The organism is Candidatus Dadabacteria bacterium, from assembly GCA_026706695.1.
In the GTDB taxonomy this organism is placed as follows: Bacteria; Desulfobacterota_D; UBA1144; order Nemesobacterales; family Nemesobacteraceae; genus Nemesobacter.
In genome coordinates this window covers 1-17,517 of sequence record JAPOYE010000067.1, presented here as the reverse complement: position 1 = coordinate 17,517, position 17,517 = coordinate 1, and the positions used below count along the sequence as shown (strand labels likewise).

Here is a 17,517-nt window from a genome sequence, read left to right as displayed (position 1 = left end):
AAATACGGTCTTCCAGATTTCTTTGTAAATCTTTAAGATTGTTTTTTTTTTTTTTTTATGATAATACTGGCGAATGTCAAAATGCACTTTGTCTATTAAGTCTTTACGGCAAGTGAAAATAACGGGTATTTCGAGTCCCTGTGCAAATCCTGCCTCGTAATAAACGTTTCCTCTAGCACCGTCTCTACCGTGAGTGAAGTCCGCGACAAGAAATCTAGAACGTTTGATTTCGGCTATAATCCGATCATCAATTTTGATGACATCTTTAGGTTCATCAATGCGAAAAGGTTCATGCCCTGAGTTTCTAATTGCGGGTTTTATGCCTTTTTCCCATGTTTCTGACATAGATTTGTCAAACCACATGGCGACGAACGCTTGCGAGGAATTCGGTGTTACTTTTCTTAACCCTTCAAGATATTCATGTCCTTTTGCGGTTATACTTACTGAACCACTCTTGGGAAATTCTCCTCCCGTATATTCCCTCAATGGATCTTTTACCCACTCTTTTTCCCGCATGGAATCCAGCAAGTCTAAAAGTTCTTCTCTGCTTGTTGACTCAGAGACCGCGAGGATCTTTAGATAGTCCGGTTGAGTGTGCACAACTTCAGGCGACCTATCCCGAGAGAAAATTCTTGCCGGTTTTTTTAAAGTTCCCCTTGCTCCGTTTTGCTCTATATGTTTAAGCAGTCTGTTCATTCTCTCTGAGCGACTGAGAGGTTGATCGTATTCCTCATTGCTGACCGTTTTATCCTCTATCTTTGGACATTCAATACCCAGAGACCTCTGTTTGACGAGCCAGGATGTCAGGCGCGCTTTTTCCCTGTCGTCAAGTCGTTCCACAAGTGCCTTTGCTTCTGCGGTTATGCAATATTTGCCTCCCGTGCGTGGAGAATCAACAACAAGTGTTTGTTCTTTGCGCTCGCTCTGGACTTCTGCTTTAGTGCCCCATATAGGACAGATTTCCGTTCCGTTCATTTTCCGTTGCTCCGAATCCCAATCTTATTTAACGCGGGGTGCTTTTGATTTCTGTCTTTTCTGCATATACAATCTGACCTGCTTCATTCAGATGAGAGAAGATCAACGGGAAAAGGTCTATTTCTGCCTTCCCTGAAGAAAAACGCCTTGAACCTTTCCATCTGCTTCACCTTGTCTGCCAGCATTCTTTCTTGCTGGGAACTTGCCACGTTGCGGATCATTATCTTCGCGTCCGTTTCGGTAAGCCGCAGAACCAGATAGTTCGCTATGGCCGAAAAGACCGACGAATTGAAATCCTTTGCCTCCTGAGATGCCAGAACCAGCGATATGCCGAACTTGCGGCATTCCTTCGCCATGGTGGGAATGAGTTTCATTCCGGCGGCCCTGTGCGCTTCGTCAAATATAACGGCATGCGTTATGCGGTTCTGGGTTCCTCTTCGGAACATGTCCTTGTAAATCCTGTAGAACACAAGCGAGGCGAAAGCCTTCTGCAGGTTATCGTTCTGCGTCGCGTGAATGCGGATAACCGTCGGCCGCTCGCCGCCCCAGAGGCTTTCGCGGCTTTCGCGAAGGTCGAAAAAGCCGTAGTCGTCAAGTTCGCCTAGGCGGGCGAGCAGTGTGCGAAGACCCTTGTCGGGTTTGGATTCGGACTTGAGAATCTCTACGAAACGTTTGAATGCCGGTTCCTCGATTTCCGCGTCCGGAACATCCTGGTTGCCCCATCCCGCTTCTACGAAACTGTCCCTTATGGCTCCGCGTATGCGTTCTCCCTGTATGTCTCCAAGATCTGGAAAAATTGCCATGAAGATATCCCTGAGTGCTCCCGCGACATCGAGATAAGCCATCGGAGATGATCTGTCAAGAATTTCGAGAGGGTTGAAGTCAAGACCGTTAAAATCAATGAAGCGGACTGACGGAACCAGCTCGGAGAGTTTCTCGTCCAGATCCAGGTGATAGGAAAAGATAATTGGTCTCACGTTCGCCCCAATCATCTGTCGGCAGAGATTAAGAAGGCAGGTGGTCTTGCCCATTCCCGGCAATCCGGCTATCAGGAGATGGGGGTTCCCCTTAATGGCAAGCGGCCATGAGACTTTTGCTTCGGTAAGCGTGTCCGTCCCCAGGGTGATAAGGGGCGGGACAGATCCGGATTGTCTGGACTCCGGTTCGGAGGTTCCCGAATTCCCGGGTTTTTCTTCGTCCTGAATCTTCGCGGATTGCTTCTGCGGTTTTGAATTTTTCGCTTCATCCCGCTTGGCCTCTGCCGATGATTCTTCGTGCGAGAAGTTTGCTTCAGAGGAAGGTCTTATCCGCTCCCGATGGAAGTCCGAGTCGGGCATCAATCTTGGGCCGAACAGAAACACTCGGGTGTTCCATCCGTCGGGAGAGATTTCCGAGGGGGCATCTCCCGCGTACTCCGGGCAGAACACCCATCCTCGGTCGCCTCTTTCGGGTTTCACGAAGGAGTAATCGCCGCCGTTTTCGATCATGTCGTCTATTTCGGCGAGGATGGCCTCGTACCGTTCTCCGGGCAGGCAGTGCCGGTGTGCCTTGTCCGCGTAGAAGCGCAGTACGCGGGCGAGCTTGGCCCTGCGCACTGCCCTGAATGTTCCGCAGAGGTTACTGTGGTCATACCACTTGTCCCATCGCTTCCGCAGGGATTCAGTCTGGTTTCGAATTTCGTTAAGAAGCGCGGGCGTTCTTGCCGTGCGCAGATGCTTCCTGTATTTGACTTCGATAAAGCAGAAACAAAGCCCCTTTTTTTCCGCCGATACATAGATGATGTCGGAGCGCGACCGGTTTTCGTTCCCGTCGCCCCCGCCCGTGAGTACCCGAGGGAACAGATCAAGAATGTCGTCGGCTGGGATAAAGAAGCCTTTTTCAAGAGACATCCAGCAGTCTTCGCGCTCAAGCGGGTGCCGGGCGCAACTGGCGTGGCAGAGACTGAGAGCTATGAGTTCCGAGGTCGGAGCCTTCTGTCCGGTGAAGCGGATGGCGAGCCGTCCGCTCAGGGCTTTTAGGTTTTCAAAAAGAAATTCCGCGTTTTTCCTGCTCCGGCTGAGCCCCATACGGTCCAGAGCGTCGTCAAGAAGGTTTCGGACTTCGTCAAGGTTACTTGTGGATGTTATCAACTGTAGGCATCCCAGGTCTTCGCGCTCTGGGACGCAGTCGATTACGTAAGAGTCGTAGATCTTTCTGTTGTCCCGAGGCGAGTCAAAGTATTCGATTCCGGCGTTGCGGTCAAGTGTGATGACCCAGTCGCATCTGCTGTGAAGCTTCTCAAGGCTCTGCGCTTTTTCGCCCGATATTTCCGTTTTCAGCACCGGAAACGTTTCTCCGGTTTTTATGTTCTCGGCCACAAGCTTATGCACGGCCTCCTGCAGACGTACAAGCCTTTCCGTGTGCGACCGCTCAGAGGGATGTTTTTCTCCCCCGCTTGAGAGAGGAACGGAGCTTCGCCACACCGGAGAAGGGGAGACCTCATAGGTTTTGTCGAAGAAAGACAGAAGTCCGAACGCAAACAGAGGTCTTGAGGCGCGCTCCGTTCCGGCGGGTTCTGTTCCTACGTGAGACTCAAACGTGTCAAACGCTACGGCAATATGAGCCGCGGTGTCCGGAACCATGGAGTCTTTTCGAGCCCAGCGGAGCTTCGGGAGGCTTATCCCCCCCGGCAGGCTCAGTGATTCAAGCATCCAATGATCGTCGGCGGATATCGTACCGGCCCCGCTCCTGCGTTTTTCCCGCGCCTGGGCGATAAAACGTCCTGCGACCGTGCCCTGTTCGGACGACGGGTAGAGTTCAAGAGCGAAACCCTGAAGCGTGGATGTCCCTTCGTCCGCTTCTTCTTCGTCCGAGGCGTTTTGGTGCTTGTGGTGAACGGACCCCAGCGCCCGTGCCACCGTAAGACCGTCGCCCGCCCTCAGCGCGTGTATATGAAGCAGTCTCGAAGTGTCATGGCAGTCAATATATTTAAGTATCTCTTTCCCGAGAACTTCGGCGCTCTGTTCTCCCACCGTAGGGGCCGCGTTCGCCATTTCGCTTCCCCCCAAGGCTTGCGCCAGAATGGCTACTGCGGCTTTCGGCTCTTTGCTGCCGTCCGGAACCATTCCGACGGCGTGAAAACCCAGCATGTCGGCGAAGACAAAAGATGTTCCTGTTTCTGTTCCCGGAAGGAATGCCGGAAACATCGCCCCGTCGAGCAGAGACAATTCCTCCCGGATATTCTTTGGGTCTTCCTGCTCGGTAAAGGCAGCGTTAAGAACCAGGTTGTCGTAGGCCGCAAGCCAGGCGACGCGAAGCGGGTGGTTCGGCAGGACTATAAGTCCGATTGTTCTGCCTGAAAGCGACTGCACCTCTACTGTGTTTACAAGCGCAAGCTTGGGATATCCCTTATCAAGCAGCGCAGACCAGGCGAGCAGATATTCTTTTGCCGTCTCGAAAGTTCTTGATTTCTCGTCGTATACCTGTCCGACGCAGCTTCGCGCGAAAACCCTCTCGGCCATTTTTTTGCTCGCGGTTGCCGCGCGATTCCACTCAGGATCATTTGCTGAAGAGGGAAAGCTCAGAAATTTTGGTTTTCCCGCCGGAGTGCCTGATTCGCGTACCTTCACCTGCCAGCGTCCGGGAGTTCCCTTTGAATGACACCACTGTTCTTCCAGTTCTTTTATGAGAGGTGGTCGGAAAACCCGGAAGCTCTTGCCTCGCTGCGGAGGTCTCAGCAGCAGAAAACCCTTTGAGTCCGAAGAGATGCGGTCAGTTGAAGAGGCGATATCAGAAACCATGTCCCAGTCGTCAAGCTCAATGAGTCCTTCGCTGAAAGTTCTGATCTTTTTCCCGACTCCTCCTTGCTCTTTTGATTCCGGTTTGCCGAAGCGGATTATGAACTCTTCGCTTTCCTGAGGTTCGATTTCTTCCTTGCCTGCAACGGAAACTATTACCTTGGCGGGTATGAATGCGTCCTCACTCAGAAAAAAGTCGTCGTCGCTGAAACGGCATTTTTCTTCTCTTTTCGCGGAGTGCGCAACCTGTTGCGAGCAAAGCGTCTCCATTGCTGTTTCTATGGACACAATGTATTCCGCCGCGCCTTTTTCCAGATTCTGGGGATGCGCTTTCCACCTTATCTCAAGCTTCGCGTAGTGGCCTGTGTGCTCCGCATCCGGATCCAGAATCAGTTCTGGCGGGTGTTCCGGATCATTGCCTCCCGCAAGCCCCGACCACTTGCTGATTTTGTCGTTTCCGGTCCTCCAGGGCACAAGCTCAATTTCCTGAATGGACTGCGCCGCTTCCTCAATACGCAGAGCGTTTATCCAGAGATGCTCTTTGTCGGCAAGTTCTTCCAGAGCGTCAAGCAGCGGTTTTGCCGCGGCCGCGCGGAGAAATCTTTCCAGATCCCCGTTTTGTCGCTCCGATGGCTGCAGCAGCCTTAGGGTTTCGATCCGTTTTGCCGGAGTGAATCCCGCTACAGGGGTTTCAAGCAGTCTGATGACAAACATACGCGATTCATTGAGCTCTCCGTCATCGGGTCTCGTTTCCCCGGTTTTTTTAACCGGCCACAGTCCGAGCAGGTGGAGATGCTCTCCGGGATGCCGACCGCTGGCTGCCACTTGGCACAGGAAATCAAATTTTGTCCACGGTGATACACCGAAACGTCTGCCGTAGGTCTGGGATTTCCTTATGGCATTTTCCGCGTACCTGCGTTCCTTTCCGGATATTCGGCGTGTCACCTCTGCTCCAGCTAGACGGATTGCTTCGTCAAAAAGACCGTTTTCATCAACCTCGCGAGCGGCGCTGTATATCCCGTCCATGCCGGCTCCCGCAAGATCTGTATCGACCAGAAAAAGCGTGGCATCCGCTTTTGTTTCACGTATCTCGACGGCGCGGTCTGCGGTGACTGTCCGGGTTTCATCGTCGTCATTATCCGCTACCCGTTTTACTTTCCAGCCTTCCGGGGTGAACAAGAAATCTGCGGCAAGGTTTTTTGTTACGTCAGGCGTAAGGCATCGAACAAAAGCCACGGTACCGGGTTCTGCGGAACCCAGTATATTTTCAAAAGCCTGTCCGAGGGTGGGTCCGTGAATGTCAGTCCACTTCATTTGTATTCTCCGTATGCGGTTCAAAACGCGGACTGAGACGTTTCATGGCTTCGGCATCGTTAACGCCGATCAGAAGACCGAGGTCGCGCAGTCGGCGTTCAAGGATGGCCCTGTTCGCCATGAGAAGATCATTGGAGATCGTCATTCCTTCAGGAGGCGAATCAATCAGCAGTCCGTAGCGTTCGCGGACGGTGCGGATAAATTCTCCGAGCGGGAGCGTGCGCCTGCCGAATCTGCCGCCGCTTGGCAGCGCGTGCCTGTGTACCAGATAGTCAAGAACTGGGTCGGTAAAGACCAGAGAGCGCACTTCCCGTCGTTTCCCCTTTCCGGTTCCCTCCGTTTTACGTGTTACGGATCTCTTTGACGCAAGGCCGTTCGGACGACCGACGAGCAGAGCCGATTCAATCATCTTCACGAAGTTGGCCGTAGTGTTTTTCCGGGACTGGAGAAGGGTAAGAGATTCCGCGAGTCTCCAGACCGGGTTGGGCTCGCTCTCGGTGTTTCTAAGTACGTGAGCGGCTTCAGCGTAACCTTCTTCAAGATGATCCGCCAGTTCTTCGGCTTTCTGCTCCAGGTTGTAGATTATCTGTTGCGCCTCCGGTCGCCGTTTGTGAAGCAGGTCGCCCAGCATGTCAAGCCATGCGTTGGCGCGGGGCTTGGTCGGGATTTGAAGCTTCCTTATCTTGCGGTCGTAGCGAGCTCCGTAATCCAGCAGCCGCAGTCCCATCAGCACGACGCAAAATCGCTCTATACGACGCATGAAGTCGTCCATCGACTGCTCGGCCAGTGATCTCAGACGGATGTTGACTCCGTTTGAGCAGTCTACAAAAAGGGCCGCAGGTTTCTGGTCGCTGCTTTTTGCGATTTCTCCTTTTTCCGCCCAGTCAAAAAGAATATTGACGGTGCTTGTAAGAATGGTTGTCATGCCGATCGAGACGCAGGATTCTAACAGTTCCACAAACGCGTAGCGCGGAATTACGTTTGCGTATGAGCGCACGAATCGGCGGATGTCCTCAGAGAATTCATTGGCCGCCCGCTCCGAGATCGGACGCTGATTCGAGATTTTTTCTCCTTCTCCGCCTCCCCGCAGTCTGTCAGGCGCCTGTTTCAGCTTCTGCGCGAGGCGGATCATGATCAACTGATCAAGACCCACGGAGTAGTTTTCTTCGTCAAACCGGTCAGAAGTGCGGCTTGCGAGTTCACCATGAAGTTTGACTCCCTGGCTGAATGCGCGCATCAGTACATTTTTTTCGTAACCGTTTCCAACGGGAAACCATGTGCGATCCGCATCGGCACTCTGCTCTATATATTCGGCTTCCTGACTCGCCAGCATGGCTACTATCATTTCGGGTACGAGGCGGAGATCAGCTACCTTTTCTGGAAGGTCCACCCAGCTTGACATGTAATGAGTAGGCGCTACGCGTTGGATCTGCTCTTCTCTTCCGAGTGCGTGTCTTGCGTTTTCAAGACAAAAGCAGAGAAGTATGTCGCCCAGAATCGCCTTTTCGGTTTCGCCGGAGAATCCTGCGAATTTCACACTTTCTGAAAAGTCTCGCGCTATCCGCTTTACCGTGGCCGCTTTCTTCCGTTCTCTCGAAGATCTTCCTCCTGAACTAAAAGTCTCTAGGAATTTTCCTTTCCCTCTGCGTTCTCCGAAGCGAAACATGTAGAACACCGCGGGAAGGATCGCTGAGAGTTCAAAGCCTTGAAGCGTTACGGGTAGAACTTTGTCGTAATTGCCTGTCCATATATCCCGTGTCATGCCGCGGGAGAGAACTTCGTCAACGATGGTGCGAGCGGTTGTCATTCGGATTCTCCTTGTTTTACAGGGCGAATTCTTATCGTTTGCAGTGTCTGGTTTCCTGAATCTTCTGCGACTGTCGATATTTCGTAGCCATGCTCTTCCTGCATGGGGTTCCACGCGTAAAGTTCTCGCTCATCCTCGCGGACCAGACGCTGCACGAAGATTGACAGGTGTGCGAAGGTGTCGTCAGTTGATACGTCGCCAAGCTGATAACCGTCCCCCAGTTCCAAAAGGCGATGGAAAAGCTCAGCTCCCAGACGCAATTTTTCTTCTTTTCCGTCGCGGTAACTGTAAATCAGGAAAGCGTGGCGGTGCAGTTGGCCGAAGCCGTTCGCCTCGGTCTGAATGTCGGCTTCCAGCCTGAAAGACTCCAGAGGTTTTTCCACCCAGAACGCGGTCTCCGTCGGGGTTCTCGGAGTAATTCGCAGAGGTACCGCTCCTGGTCGGTCAAACGCCTGAGGAGGCAGATCTTCGAGGCGTGATATCCCTTTGCAAAGCCGCTCACACAGCACCTGTTGATGCAGTCGTGGATCGTTCAGTGGAATTTCACGGAAATGGTTTAGATGACGTCCCTGTGTCAGACCGAGAGCGTCGCTTTCGCCCGCGATATCCTCAATGTGCTGTTCCGTCCACTCGAAGTACGCTCTGCGCCGGGCGGATTCTCTGCTCAGACCCTGATAATGAGGAGCCGCCTCTGTGTTCTCCGCCGAACGGGTGCGTAGCAGATGACGATCTATTTTCGGGTGGGAGTCAAGACCTGGATCAAAATGAATCATATCGCGGAGCAGTTCACCCTGACGCCTCGGGGAATCGGGGGAAAATGCGCGGTCCCAATACGGAAACGCGGGTTCGTCCGCACCGTTATGATATTCGTCGCAGAACCGGATTCCGAACAGAATGTAGACCAGCGTTGCGCGAAGCTCCCGAATCGTAACCTGAGTCTCTCCCCGCAGGTGAATAGACTGCAATGCCTCAAACAGCCGTTTGCGTGCGCGGTTACGGATTTCAGTGGGTTCTGTCCCAGCAAGCGTGTCCGGCCCGAACACTTTCGCTGCCCGGAAAACTTCGCAGCGTTGCTGCGCGACGCAGGTCAGACAGGGCTTCCATGTTTCGGCGGCATCTTCTCCTCCATAGAGCTTGTCGATAAGATCTTCCAGAAAATCGGTCTTGATCCGGTTTCCATTCTCGGAGATGTCCCCCACGAGGGAACGCCGGTTAAGATTTATGAATCGTATGTGAGACTGATCTACCTCGCCCCCGTTTTCCAGGAGCTCGCAAAGCGCCGCGGTAAGATGCGTTTCCTCTCTCTCCGCCCACTCAAGAAGACGTCCGTCATTTATCGCCAGCAGATGGACTATGTCTTCGTCGGGGTGACCTTCCCTGAAAGGTTCGAGAAATTCGTCCAGAAGTTCATCCGCGGATTTTTCTTTCCATGCCGCGGAACCATCGAGGTTCATGCGCACTATGAGGCCGTCGTTCGTTTCCAACTGAATTATGCGATTGAGTGAGTCCTGTCTCTTGGAACCGAGCTTGGCGGACAGAGATTGTAGCAGAGCGGTTTTTCCATCTCCCGCATTTCCGCAGAGAACGACGAGGCTTACCCTCCGGTTCTCTATGTCGTCGTAGAGCGTTTCCTCGAGTTCTGTCGCAACGTATGTACGGTTCGCGAAATCCGAGTCAAGTCCTCGGGTTTCACGGTTTCCCCACTTCGACCCCGGATATGATTCCAGAAGAGACTGAAGCCACGGCACCCGGTTCCTTGCGAGTTCAGGCGGTTCTTTTTTCTTGGGAGCATCTGTTCTCTCGGGTTCTCTGACTTCTTCTTTTTCCGCGACTGGTTTAATTGCGTTCATAGCATCTGAAACCGATCCGAAACGCTGTTTCGGGTCAGGATGCGTCGCCTTGTCAAGAAAGTCTGATAAAACCGGATACTCCGCGCGATTTATTCCTTTCCAGTTAAGTCCGCGTTCTTTCTTTAAAACGCCGTCATGAATAAACGGTTCTTTTTCAAACATTACGTGAAAAAAACTGGAAGCGAGGGAGTAGATATCCTCGGACGCCGAAGCCTTTCGGTCTTTCAGGGACGGTGGGCTGTACAAAGCAGTGCCGCCTTGGGTAGCCGGCTTGCCAATAGCGGTTACGAAATCATAGTCAGTCAGAACTATGTCGCTTCCCGAAACGATCATGTTTCTGGGACTGACATCGCCATGAACAAGTCCGTTTCGGTGTAGCGTGTTCAGACCTTCGCATACCGACCTGATCCACCTCAGAGCCAGCGCTTCTTCCGAACTTTCCTGCTGGTCTTCGGTCAGCAACTGAAATACTCCGGTGAAGTCGCCGAGAGCTGATCCTTCAACCCATTTCATGAGTGCGACAAACCCGTTTTCTCTCCACTCTGGAGCGACTTCGAAAATTGTCGAAAGCGTGACCTGACGACCAAGATGAGAGCGCGCGAGACGGTAAGACTCGCAGACCCTTCTGCCTGTATCGGAATCGTGCACGACCTTGCCCACATATGTTCCCATGTCTTGGCCGCTGGCTTGGTCGATTTCCACCACCTTGAAAGCTGTCCCCGTTCCGCCGGAACCTAGCCGCGAGACTATCCGATATTTCTGATTCCCGAAGGGCACCATCTGGTCTTCAGTCCAGAACCGCGCGGGAGGAGGAGAGGGCGGAGCGGAAGGATGTGGTTTCCCGAGAAGTTCGGAAAGCAGTCCTTCAATATCTGAGAGGTCGGCGCGTGCCTCGCGTTCTTCTCTGAAACCTTTTTCGAGTATGTCCGCGGCTTGGCGGCTTAAGTTGTCGTTTCCTTTCCCGAATAGCATGTTCAGGCATGCGCAGAGAGAATACACGTCTGAGGTTCTATCTGCTGCCGCAATGCCACCCGCATTTACCTCAGGGGCCGCCCACTGATCTACTTCGGCTGTCTTGGACACATCGCCTGCGATGCTCATGTCTAGGGGGATTTTTGAGAGTCTAAAGCCGGTAAAGATAGGAGAATTGTCGTGTTTTACAAGAATGTTCCCAACATTGAGATTACGGTGAAGCATCGGTTCCTCATCCGTTCCGGCTTCGTGCAAATCCTTGAGAGCTCGGACGGCGCTCAGGGAGAAATTAATCCGCGCGCGGATGTCCCACGACTCATCATCTCCGCGTTTTTCTATGGTCGGGGCGGCGGGGTTAGCTATGGTGAAAAAGTGCATCTCACCCGCGTAACCGGGAGCATCCTGATAGGAGTCGAGAATTCGCGGCGCCCATGTGTGTACCTGCAAACGCAAAAGAGCGTCAAATTCTCTTCGGGCCTTCGTCTCAGGGTCTTTTCCCCTGCCCGCCGAAAGATCGTAGAGATGCAGGATTGCTCTGTCCTTGCGGGAGGAGTGAATTCCTGTGTATACGCGATGGAAACATTCCTCTTTCGGGCTCTGGAGTTCCAGATTGACGTAGCCGGCGAGGCGTCTTAGCGACCCGTCCAACGCAACGCCGCTTTTCGGTTCCAGCAAACGGCTCAACGTTTCTATCTGCTGGCCGGACAGTATCGCGGAGGATTGGGGAGAAAGGATTTCTTTCCAGTTCTTAAGAGTATGGAACTTAACCCCGCGCACATTTTCACCTTCCAGTTGTTCCACCTTTGAACGTTCCTGAGTAAGCAGGAATGTTCCTTCCACAAACTGCAGATTCTCAACGACCTTACGGAGAGTTGTTCCGATCTTGCGGGCCTTGTTTGCTACTTTTTCTGCTTCCTGTTCCACTATATCCCTGTTGTCCCTGACCCATCTGTATGTCCAGTGTTTTACCTCTATTACGTGGACCCCCTGAGTGCCGATCAGAACAATGTCAATTTCATCTGACTGAAGCTGGTGGGTAACGGAAAAGGCGAGGTTCGTCAGCAATACCCATTCTTCCTGCCCCTCCATTGAGCGCAACTGGTTTTCGATACGGCTAAATGCCTTTAGCTCGCTCTCGTTGCTAGCGGGTCCGCATGGAAAGTGCGTTATCTTCATTTCTTGTCTTTTGATTGAGTGGTCTAAACCATCTATAATACTTCAATGTCCACTGAATTCAATGATATTACCTGCGAAGGTACTGCTTCCATTGCTAACAGGAAAAACTCCATTCACGATGAAGTAGGGGGTATTCTCGAAAGGTGTGGCGAGGATGATTACATTTTCCGTGGAGAAGATAGGAGTTTTGGAAAAGTATCCTCTAATCTTTACAGGTTTTACGTTCTGGTCTTACTCTTTGGATGAGCATTTATTCTCCTGTACGGTTCAACTGGGGGACTAACCAAGCCGAGTGAGAAAAAATTTAAGCTCAGATGAAAAAATATGAAGGACTGAGGGTGCTTTACGTTGGAAGCCACCCGCTTTTTACAGAAGGGGCAAGTGCCGTTCACATGCTCAAGATGTGCCAGGCGATGGCCAACCTTGGAATCGAGGTTGAGTGCGTTCTGCCGGGGCGGGTTAACAAGGAGAAGCTTTTTTCATATTACGGCATCAGGACTCCTTTTCGCGTAACCTCGATTGCGCTTTCGGGCGGGCTTGCCAGGCGGCCGCTTCACGGTTTTTTAAGCTCTCTTTACGCTTGCGGAAAAAAAGAAAATTTTGATCTCGTGCTCACAAGGGATCTTGTCTTCGCCTGGTTCGCGACCAAGGTTTTCGGGGTTCCGACGGTCTACGACGCTCATCACCCTCCTGTTAACTGGGCGGCAGAAAGAATAATAGCTTCTTTTTCCCGCTCGAAGAGCCTGCTCGGGATGTCCTTTAACTCACGCGGACTGCACGACATATACTTCTGCCTCGGGATGACGGGGCAAAATCCCATAGTGGCGCCAAACGGCTTCGAACGGGAGGCGTTCGAGGGAGAACATGACATTTCCTCGCTTCGGGAGCGCCTCGGTCTTCCGCTCAAGAGAAAAATAGTATGCTACTGCGGGAACACTTACAGGGGAAGGGGGCTTGAGATCCTGGCGCGCGCCGCGGCGCAGATGCCCGAGGTCGAGTTTCTCATTGTCGGAGGCAGGAAGAGGGACAATGCGCTCTGGCGCGAGATGGCGAGGCAGGAGGGATCGGCAAATCTCAGAATAGAGGGATTTGTGCGACAACGGGAAGTGCCCTCTTACCTTCTTGCCTCTGATGTCCTAGTCATGCCCTATTCGTCCAAGGTAACTATAAGGGACGGGACGGAGGCCGGGAAGTTCACTTCTCCGCTTAAGCTTTTCGAGTATATGGCCGCCGGGAAACCCATTGTCGCGACCGGGGTTCCGTCGGTTCTTGAGATACTGAGGCCGGGAGAGAACTCGGTTGTAACTCCTCCTGATGACGCAGAGGCGATTATTCGGGCGCTTGATCTCGTGCTTGCTGATTCGGAACTTTGCGCTCGGATTTCGGAAGATGCCCGGGCGGGGGCGGCGGAGTACACCTGGGAGAAGAGGGTGGAGAGGATAATTGGGATGGCTGGTGTTATGTCTTCGTGCCGTAGGTCCATAGATGCAAGAGAGCCAAACGGAGCAACGTCGCAGTTGTAGAAATCCTTGGCTCGTAAGCCTGTGCGACTTCCTCATCGCCATTTCTTTGGGAACAGCGCGAGAGACTTAGATAAGTTCCCCAAGAGCTTGCCGAGTCAAGTGGAAAGTGCTAAATCATCTTGCAGTAGCGAAATGCAGCAAAGATTGGTTTACGATGATGTTTGGGGCATAAATGTTTTCGCTCGCTATTACGAGGAATAAGCTTGGCTAACTCCTTGCAATGGGCAATGTGGCAACCACCGCTATGCAACTTCAAGCCGTATTCTTTTAATACCCACTCCCGTATTTTTGGATATGTTGACAACTTTTACACTGAGTGACCTTGTTCAGCTAGCTAATACCTTCTTCATGTAAGTCAGACTCAGCATCCTATAACTTTGATGTGACCTTTGGCGCCGTACTCCAGCAGACGCTCGTCGCGCGTTACCAGAGTGTATCCGAACTCCCGTGCCGTCGCAGCAAGTATGCGGTCTACCGGGTCGGACGGTGGTGTTCCGGGAAGAATAGTGGACGCAATCAGAACTGACGCCGACACCCCCGCCCCCGCCACTCCCGGCCGTTCGCAGAATTGCTCGAACCAGATGTCGGGGCTGTTGGTGAGAGCAATTTTTTCTTTTGCCGCAAGCATGGCGATCTCCCACGCAGTCATAGGTGAAACAAAGAGTCGGCTGCCAAGAGCACATGCTTCGGGCAGTTCGCTCAAGGCGGGTTCCCGTAAATCATCATTGTTCGCGACCCAGATAACCGCACATGTATCAAGCAGAAAATCAGACATGGTCGATCATCCCGTGACATCCCATTGCTCGCCGACAGGCGAGGTCAGGTCCACGCCCGGTGAGATTGTAACCGAGCCCTTTAGGGAGCCGGAAATGTACAGGAAAAAATCGGGGTCGGCTTCATTGAAAATCTTCCCAGGGGCTAATTCCTTATCGCCGGTCTGAGGAGATGATTCGGCTTGGCCGGATTTTTCGAACACCAGTTTGCGGTCTTCCATGTCAACATTCCTTGTCTTGTAGCCCGCTTTGAGCCAAGCGTCGGTCATGACGTTATTTGTAGAATTGTTGGACCACCATGCCCGATGTCTAGATGCCGACTGCGGCAGTTTAGTTCCGATGATTCTTTCGATTTCTTCAAATGTCATGGGTATTGACATCCGCGGCTTCTGCCCATGCAGGTACGTAGTCAGAGGTTCATATTTAGACATTTAAAAGCTCCTTTATAGTTAGTGTGTGTTTAGAATAAACAAACACTAACTTGTTGTCAAGGCGCTCTGTCACGTTTGTGCATGAAATTTTCCGCCTCCCAAATGATTTCTTCCTATCTACCTGCATCTGACTTCCTGGTCATGCCCTATTCGTCCAGGGTAACTATAAGGGACGGGACGGAGGCCGGGAAGTTCACTTCTCCGCTTAAGCTTTTCGAGTATATGGCCGCCGGGAAACCCATTGTCGCGACCGGGGTTCCGTCGGTTCTTGAGATACTGAGGCCGGGAGAGAACTCGGTTGTAACTCCTCCTGATGACGCAGAGGCGATTATTCGGGCGCTTGATCTCGTGCTTGCTGATTCGGAACTTTGCGCTCGGATTTCGGAAGATGCCCGGGCGGGGGCGGCGGAGTACACCTGGGAGAAGAGGGTGGAGAGGATAATTGGTGGCGCTTGCGGGGCTTTTGTCTAATTCGCTTGAGGTTAACCTCAACGGACATTCTTGGTGCTTGGTAGTATATCTTTTCTGTGCAGTAGTATTTTTGACTACTTCTGTGTCAATCGAAAAAATCACTCGGCAAATTGAATCGCCTTATTATTTCTTTATAGTAACCCTTGGGGATGGCTTTGTTTTTTCCGTGAAAAGGAACAGGAAAGGATTTTTTGCTGCCATCTACATCCGGATGATAGATTTTTGGATGTTTCCCTCCGTATCTGATTTCAAATCGACTGTCGTAATCTAAAATCTTTTTGACAAGTTCATGATAGGAATAAACCTTGGAACTGGACATGAACTTTATCTTGAAAGGGTGCCCAAACGATGAATGGACAATTGATCTATCTTCGGTCGTTGATTTTCAGTAGGGAATGAATAGGCAATAGATTCGTCGGATCTCGCCCTCTCGGTTTGCGATTCTCTGTTTTTCAGTTCTTCATACAGCTGAAAGTATTTTTCCTCAGAGCGGCAATGATACGACATGGCGTTTTCGTTGCAGAACTCTATCTGTTCCTGAATAAGTTCCTCAAGCAGGTTCACGGCTTCTTGAAAAGTCTCCCCATGTCCCAAGATGCTGACTTCCAGTCCGAGGGCATACCACAAGCCGTCTTCCCGGTAACCGATAACCCTTACAACTTCTTCTTTGAGATCTATTTCGGTGGTTTGTTCTGTCATTTAATGCTGCCTCTTGTCCACCCAGTAAATTACTAATTTGGAATTATTGTCATATGCGTCGCCAAAGGTTCCGGCATCAATTATTTTAACATTGGAAATCGTGCCTTCTCTTCTGATCTGATCAATATATTCAAGAGATTCACCCGGCTTCAATTCTAATCTTATCAACTCGCCTCTTTCCAGTGCACGCGTGTCAATTTGCGACATGTCATCGCCATCCTGATTTGAGACAAGATATTGTCTTATTTGAGCAAGAATTTCCTCTTTCAGCATGAGAATCTCTTTTATAAATACTCATATTAATATAATGCAAGTATCAGTTTTGTTCAAAAAGGAGGCATTTTGCTTATGAGCCGGAGAAGTTTTCCCGCAACGGGCTGGAAAAACGACAGGCACAACCTTAAGATTTCAGTTGAAGACCGGGATGAATTTTTCAACAGGAACTGGAAAACAGTCATTCTTTATCTTGTCAATGGCCAAAAGCGGCGCACTGCGATTGCCAATATCGCAAAAGCTTTATTCTGGGACGGGACCTGCAGGGAATTGATTAACACGGAAATCCGCTCATCCTGAAAAAGGTGGAGAAAACAATAAGCGCGGCCGAAGCGGCGCCGGGTGGTACCGCGTCCTGATTCCGGGACCTACACGGAGACGGTTCTACCTCTTGATTCCCTTATCACGTCAATCGATTTTCTTGCCTGCTCGTTTATTATCAGTATCAGCAGGCTCTTTGCTCTCGACATCGACACGTAAAGAAGGGACTGCGCCCGGCTTCCGCGCACTTCTTCAATGTCCACCACTATTACGACGCGGCTCTCAAGCCCTTTGAAGGAATGGATGGTGGAGAATTTCACGACCTTTTTCTTCCTCATCGCGTCAAGGCTGCGGGAAGCGTCTTCAATGAGAAATCCGCATACCCTCTTCACGTCGGCTAGCTCTGAGGACTGAAGGCGCCTCGGAGAGAGAATCACTATGTCCTCAAGGGAAACTCCCCCTTGGAGCAGCCCCCTTATTTTCTTTTCAATGAGACCGAGAAAGTCGGCTGAAGTCCTCCAGTACTCGTATTCCACGGGCGGCCCCTGGTTTTCCGCCAAGCGCGAAGGCTGGTTCTCGAACCCTGAAAGAAGACATGTCTCTTCCGCGATACGCCTGGTGTTTCTGCAGTTGCGCGTAAGCCTGCTGCGCGCGGGATGCCGGCAGTACTCCCCGAGGGCGTCGAGAGGATTTTTGTTCTCGTCGTGGTTATAGATGTTCTGGCGGGAGAAGTCGCCGAAAATCGCCCAGCGCCCGCCTGACAGTCCCCCGCGTATCGCGCCGTCAAGAACCTCAAGAACCTCCTTTCTGCAGAGGTCCTGCGCCTCATCCATAACCAACAGGTCAAACTGCGGACCGAGTTCCTCAAGGGCCATCTCCCCGTAGAAAGGGTATACTTCTCCAAACAGTTTTTTCTGATCATCCCCAAGTTCGCTTTTTCTTTCGAGGAATTCCTGTTTCCACCTACTGCTTATTACGAGGCTCTCCACGACTCCGTGAAACGTGCCGGCCGTGATGCCGGTACCTTCTGCCCATTCCCCGAAGCGCTGGCTCAGCAGCTGGTTGTAGCAGACAAGGAGCACTCTTTTCCCGGCAAGCTCCGTGCGCCGCGAAAATTCAAGGGCAAGCAGGGTCTTTCCGGTTCCCGCGGCACCTTCGAACAGGCAGCGCGGATTGTCTTCAAGCTGGTCTATTATTTCGTACTGTTCCTCGGTAA

Annotated in this window: 12 protein-coding genes; 3 read left to right on the top strand and 9 right to left on the bottom strand. The window is 51.8% G+C overall.

The features are described from left to right. The 4 genes from OXG10_05030 to OXG10_05015 all read right to left on the bottom strand — a co-directional run. A partial coding sequence (locus OXG10_05030) for a hypothetical protein (GenBank protein ID MCY3826727.1) occupies window positions 1–975 on the bottom strand: 975 nt, incomplete at its 3' end. Between the two features lie 83 nt (window positions 976–1,058). Next, on the bottom strand, window positions 1,059–6,065 hold the full coding sequence (locus OXG10_05025) for an ATP-binding protein (protein MCY3826726.1): 5,007 nt from the start codon (window positions 6,063–6,065) through the stop codon (window positions 1,059–1,061). Further along, entirely contained in the window at window positions 6,052–7,872 is a 1,821-nt protein-coding gene (locus OXG10_05020) for a hypothetical protein (protein MCY3826725.1), read from the bottom strand. Before OXG10_05020 ends, OXG10_05025 begins: the two co-directional genes overlap by 14 nt. Next, window positions 7,869–11,870: an NERD domain-containing protein gene (locus OXG10_05015; GenBank protein MCY3826724.1), complete on the bottom strand. Its 4,002-nt coding sequence runs from the start codon at window positions 11,868–11,870 to the stop codon at window positions 7,869–7,871. The genes OXG10_05020 and OXG10_05015 overlap by 4 nt, the downstream gene beginning before the upstream one ends. A 314-nt stretch (window positions 11,871–12,184) precedes the next feature. Between OXG10_05015 and OXG10_05010 the strand changes: the two genes are divergently transcribed. Further along, a complete protein-coding gene (locus OXG10_05010; GenBank protein ID MCY3826723.1) occupies window positions 12,185–13,393 on the top strand; it encodes a glycosyltransferase family 4 protein in 1,209 nt (402 codons plus the stop codon). 361 nt (window positions 13,394–13,754) lie between these two features. Here OXG10_05010 and OXG10_05005 read toward each other — a convergent pair whose 3' ends face one another. Both OXG10_05005 and OXG10_05000 read right to left on the bottom strand, forming a co-directional pair. Continuing rightward, window positions 13,755–14,168 carry a type II toxin-antitoxin system VapC family toxin gene (locus OXG10_05005; GenBank protein MCY3826722.1) on the bottom strand — a complete coding sequence of 138 codons (414 nt, stop codon included), beginning with the start codon at window positions 14,166–14,168 and terminating at the stop codon, window positions 13,755–13,757. Window positions 14,169–14,174: 6 nt separating this feature from the next. Continuing rightward, entirely contained in the window at window positions 14,175–14,534 is a 360-nt protein-coding gene (locus OXG10_05000; GenBank protein MCY3826721.1) for a hypothetical protein, read from the bottom strand. Window positions 14,535–14,699: 165 nt separating this feature from the next. Between OXG10_05000 and OXG10_04995 the strand changes: the two genes are divergently transcribed. Next, window positions 14,700–15,068, top strand: coding sequence for a glycosyltransferase (locus tag OXG10_04995; protein ID MCY3826720.1), 369 nt, complete (start codon window positions 14,700–14,702; stop codon window positions 15,066–15,068). A 324-nt stretch (window positions 15,069–15,392) separates the two neighbouring features. Here the strand turns inward: OXG10_04995 and OXG10_04990 are convergent, their stop codons facing one another. Both OXG10_04990 and OXG10_04985 read right to left on the bottom strand, forming a co-directional pair. After that, on the bottom strand, window positions 15,393–15,767 hold the full coding sequence (locus OXG10_04990) for a hypothetical protein (protein ID MCY3826719.1): 375 nt from the start codon (window positions 15,765–15,767) through the stop codon (window positions 15,393–15,395). Next, window positions 15,768–16,040: a hypothetical protein gene (locus OXG10_04985; protein MCY3826718.1), complete on the bottom strand. Its 273-nt coding sequence runs from the start codon at window positions 16,038–16,040 to the stop codon at window positions 15,768–15,770. Window positions 16,041–16,115: 75 nt separating this feature from the next. Between OXG10_04985 and OXG10_04980 the strand changes: the two genes are divergently transcribed. Beyond that, complete coding sequence (locus OXG10_04980) at window positions 16,116–16,340, top strand: hypothetical protein (protein ID MCY3826717.1); 225 nt, start codon at window positions 16,116–16,118, stop codon at window positions 16,338–16,340. A 68-nt stretch (window positions 16,341–16,408) separates the two neighbouring features. Here the strand turns inward: OXG10_04980 and OXG10_04975 are convergent. Next, window positions 16,409–17,517, bottom strand: a 1,109-nt coding sequence (locus OXG10_04975; GenBank protein MCY3826716.1) for an ATP-binding domain-containing protein, incomplete at its 5' end; no start/stop codon positions are given.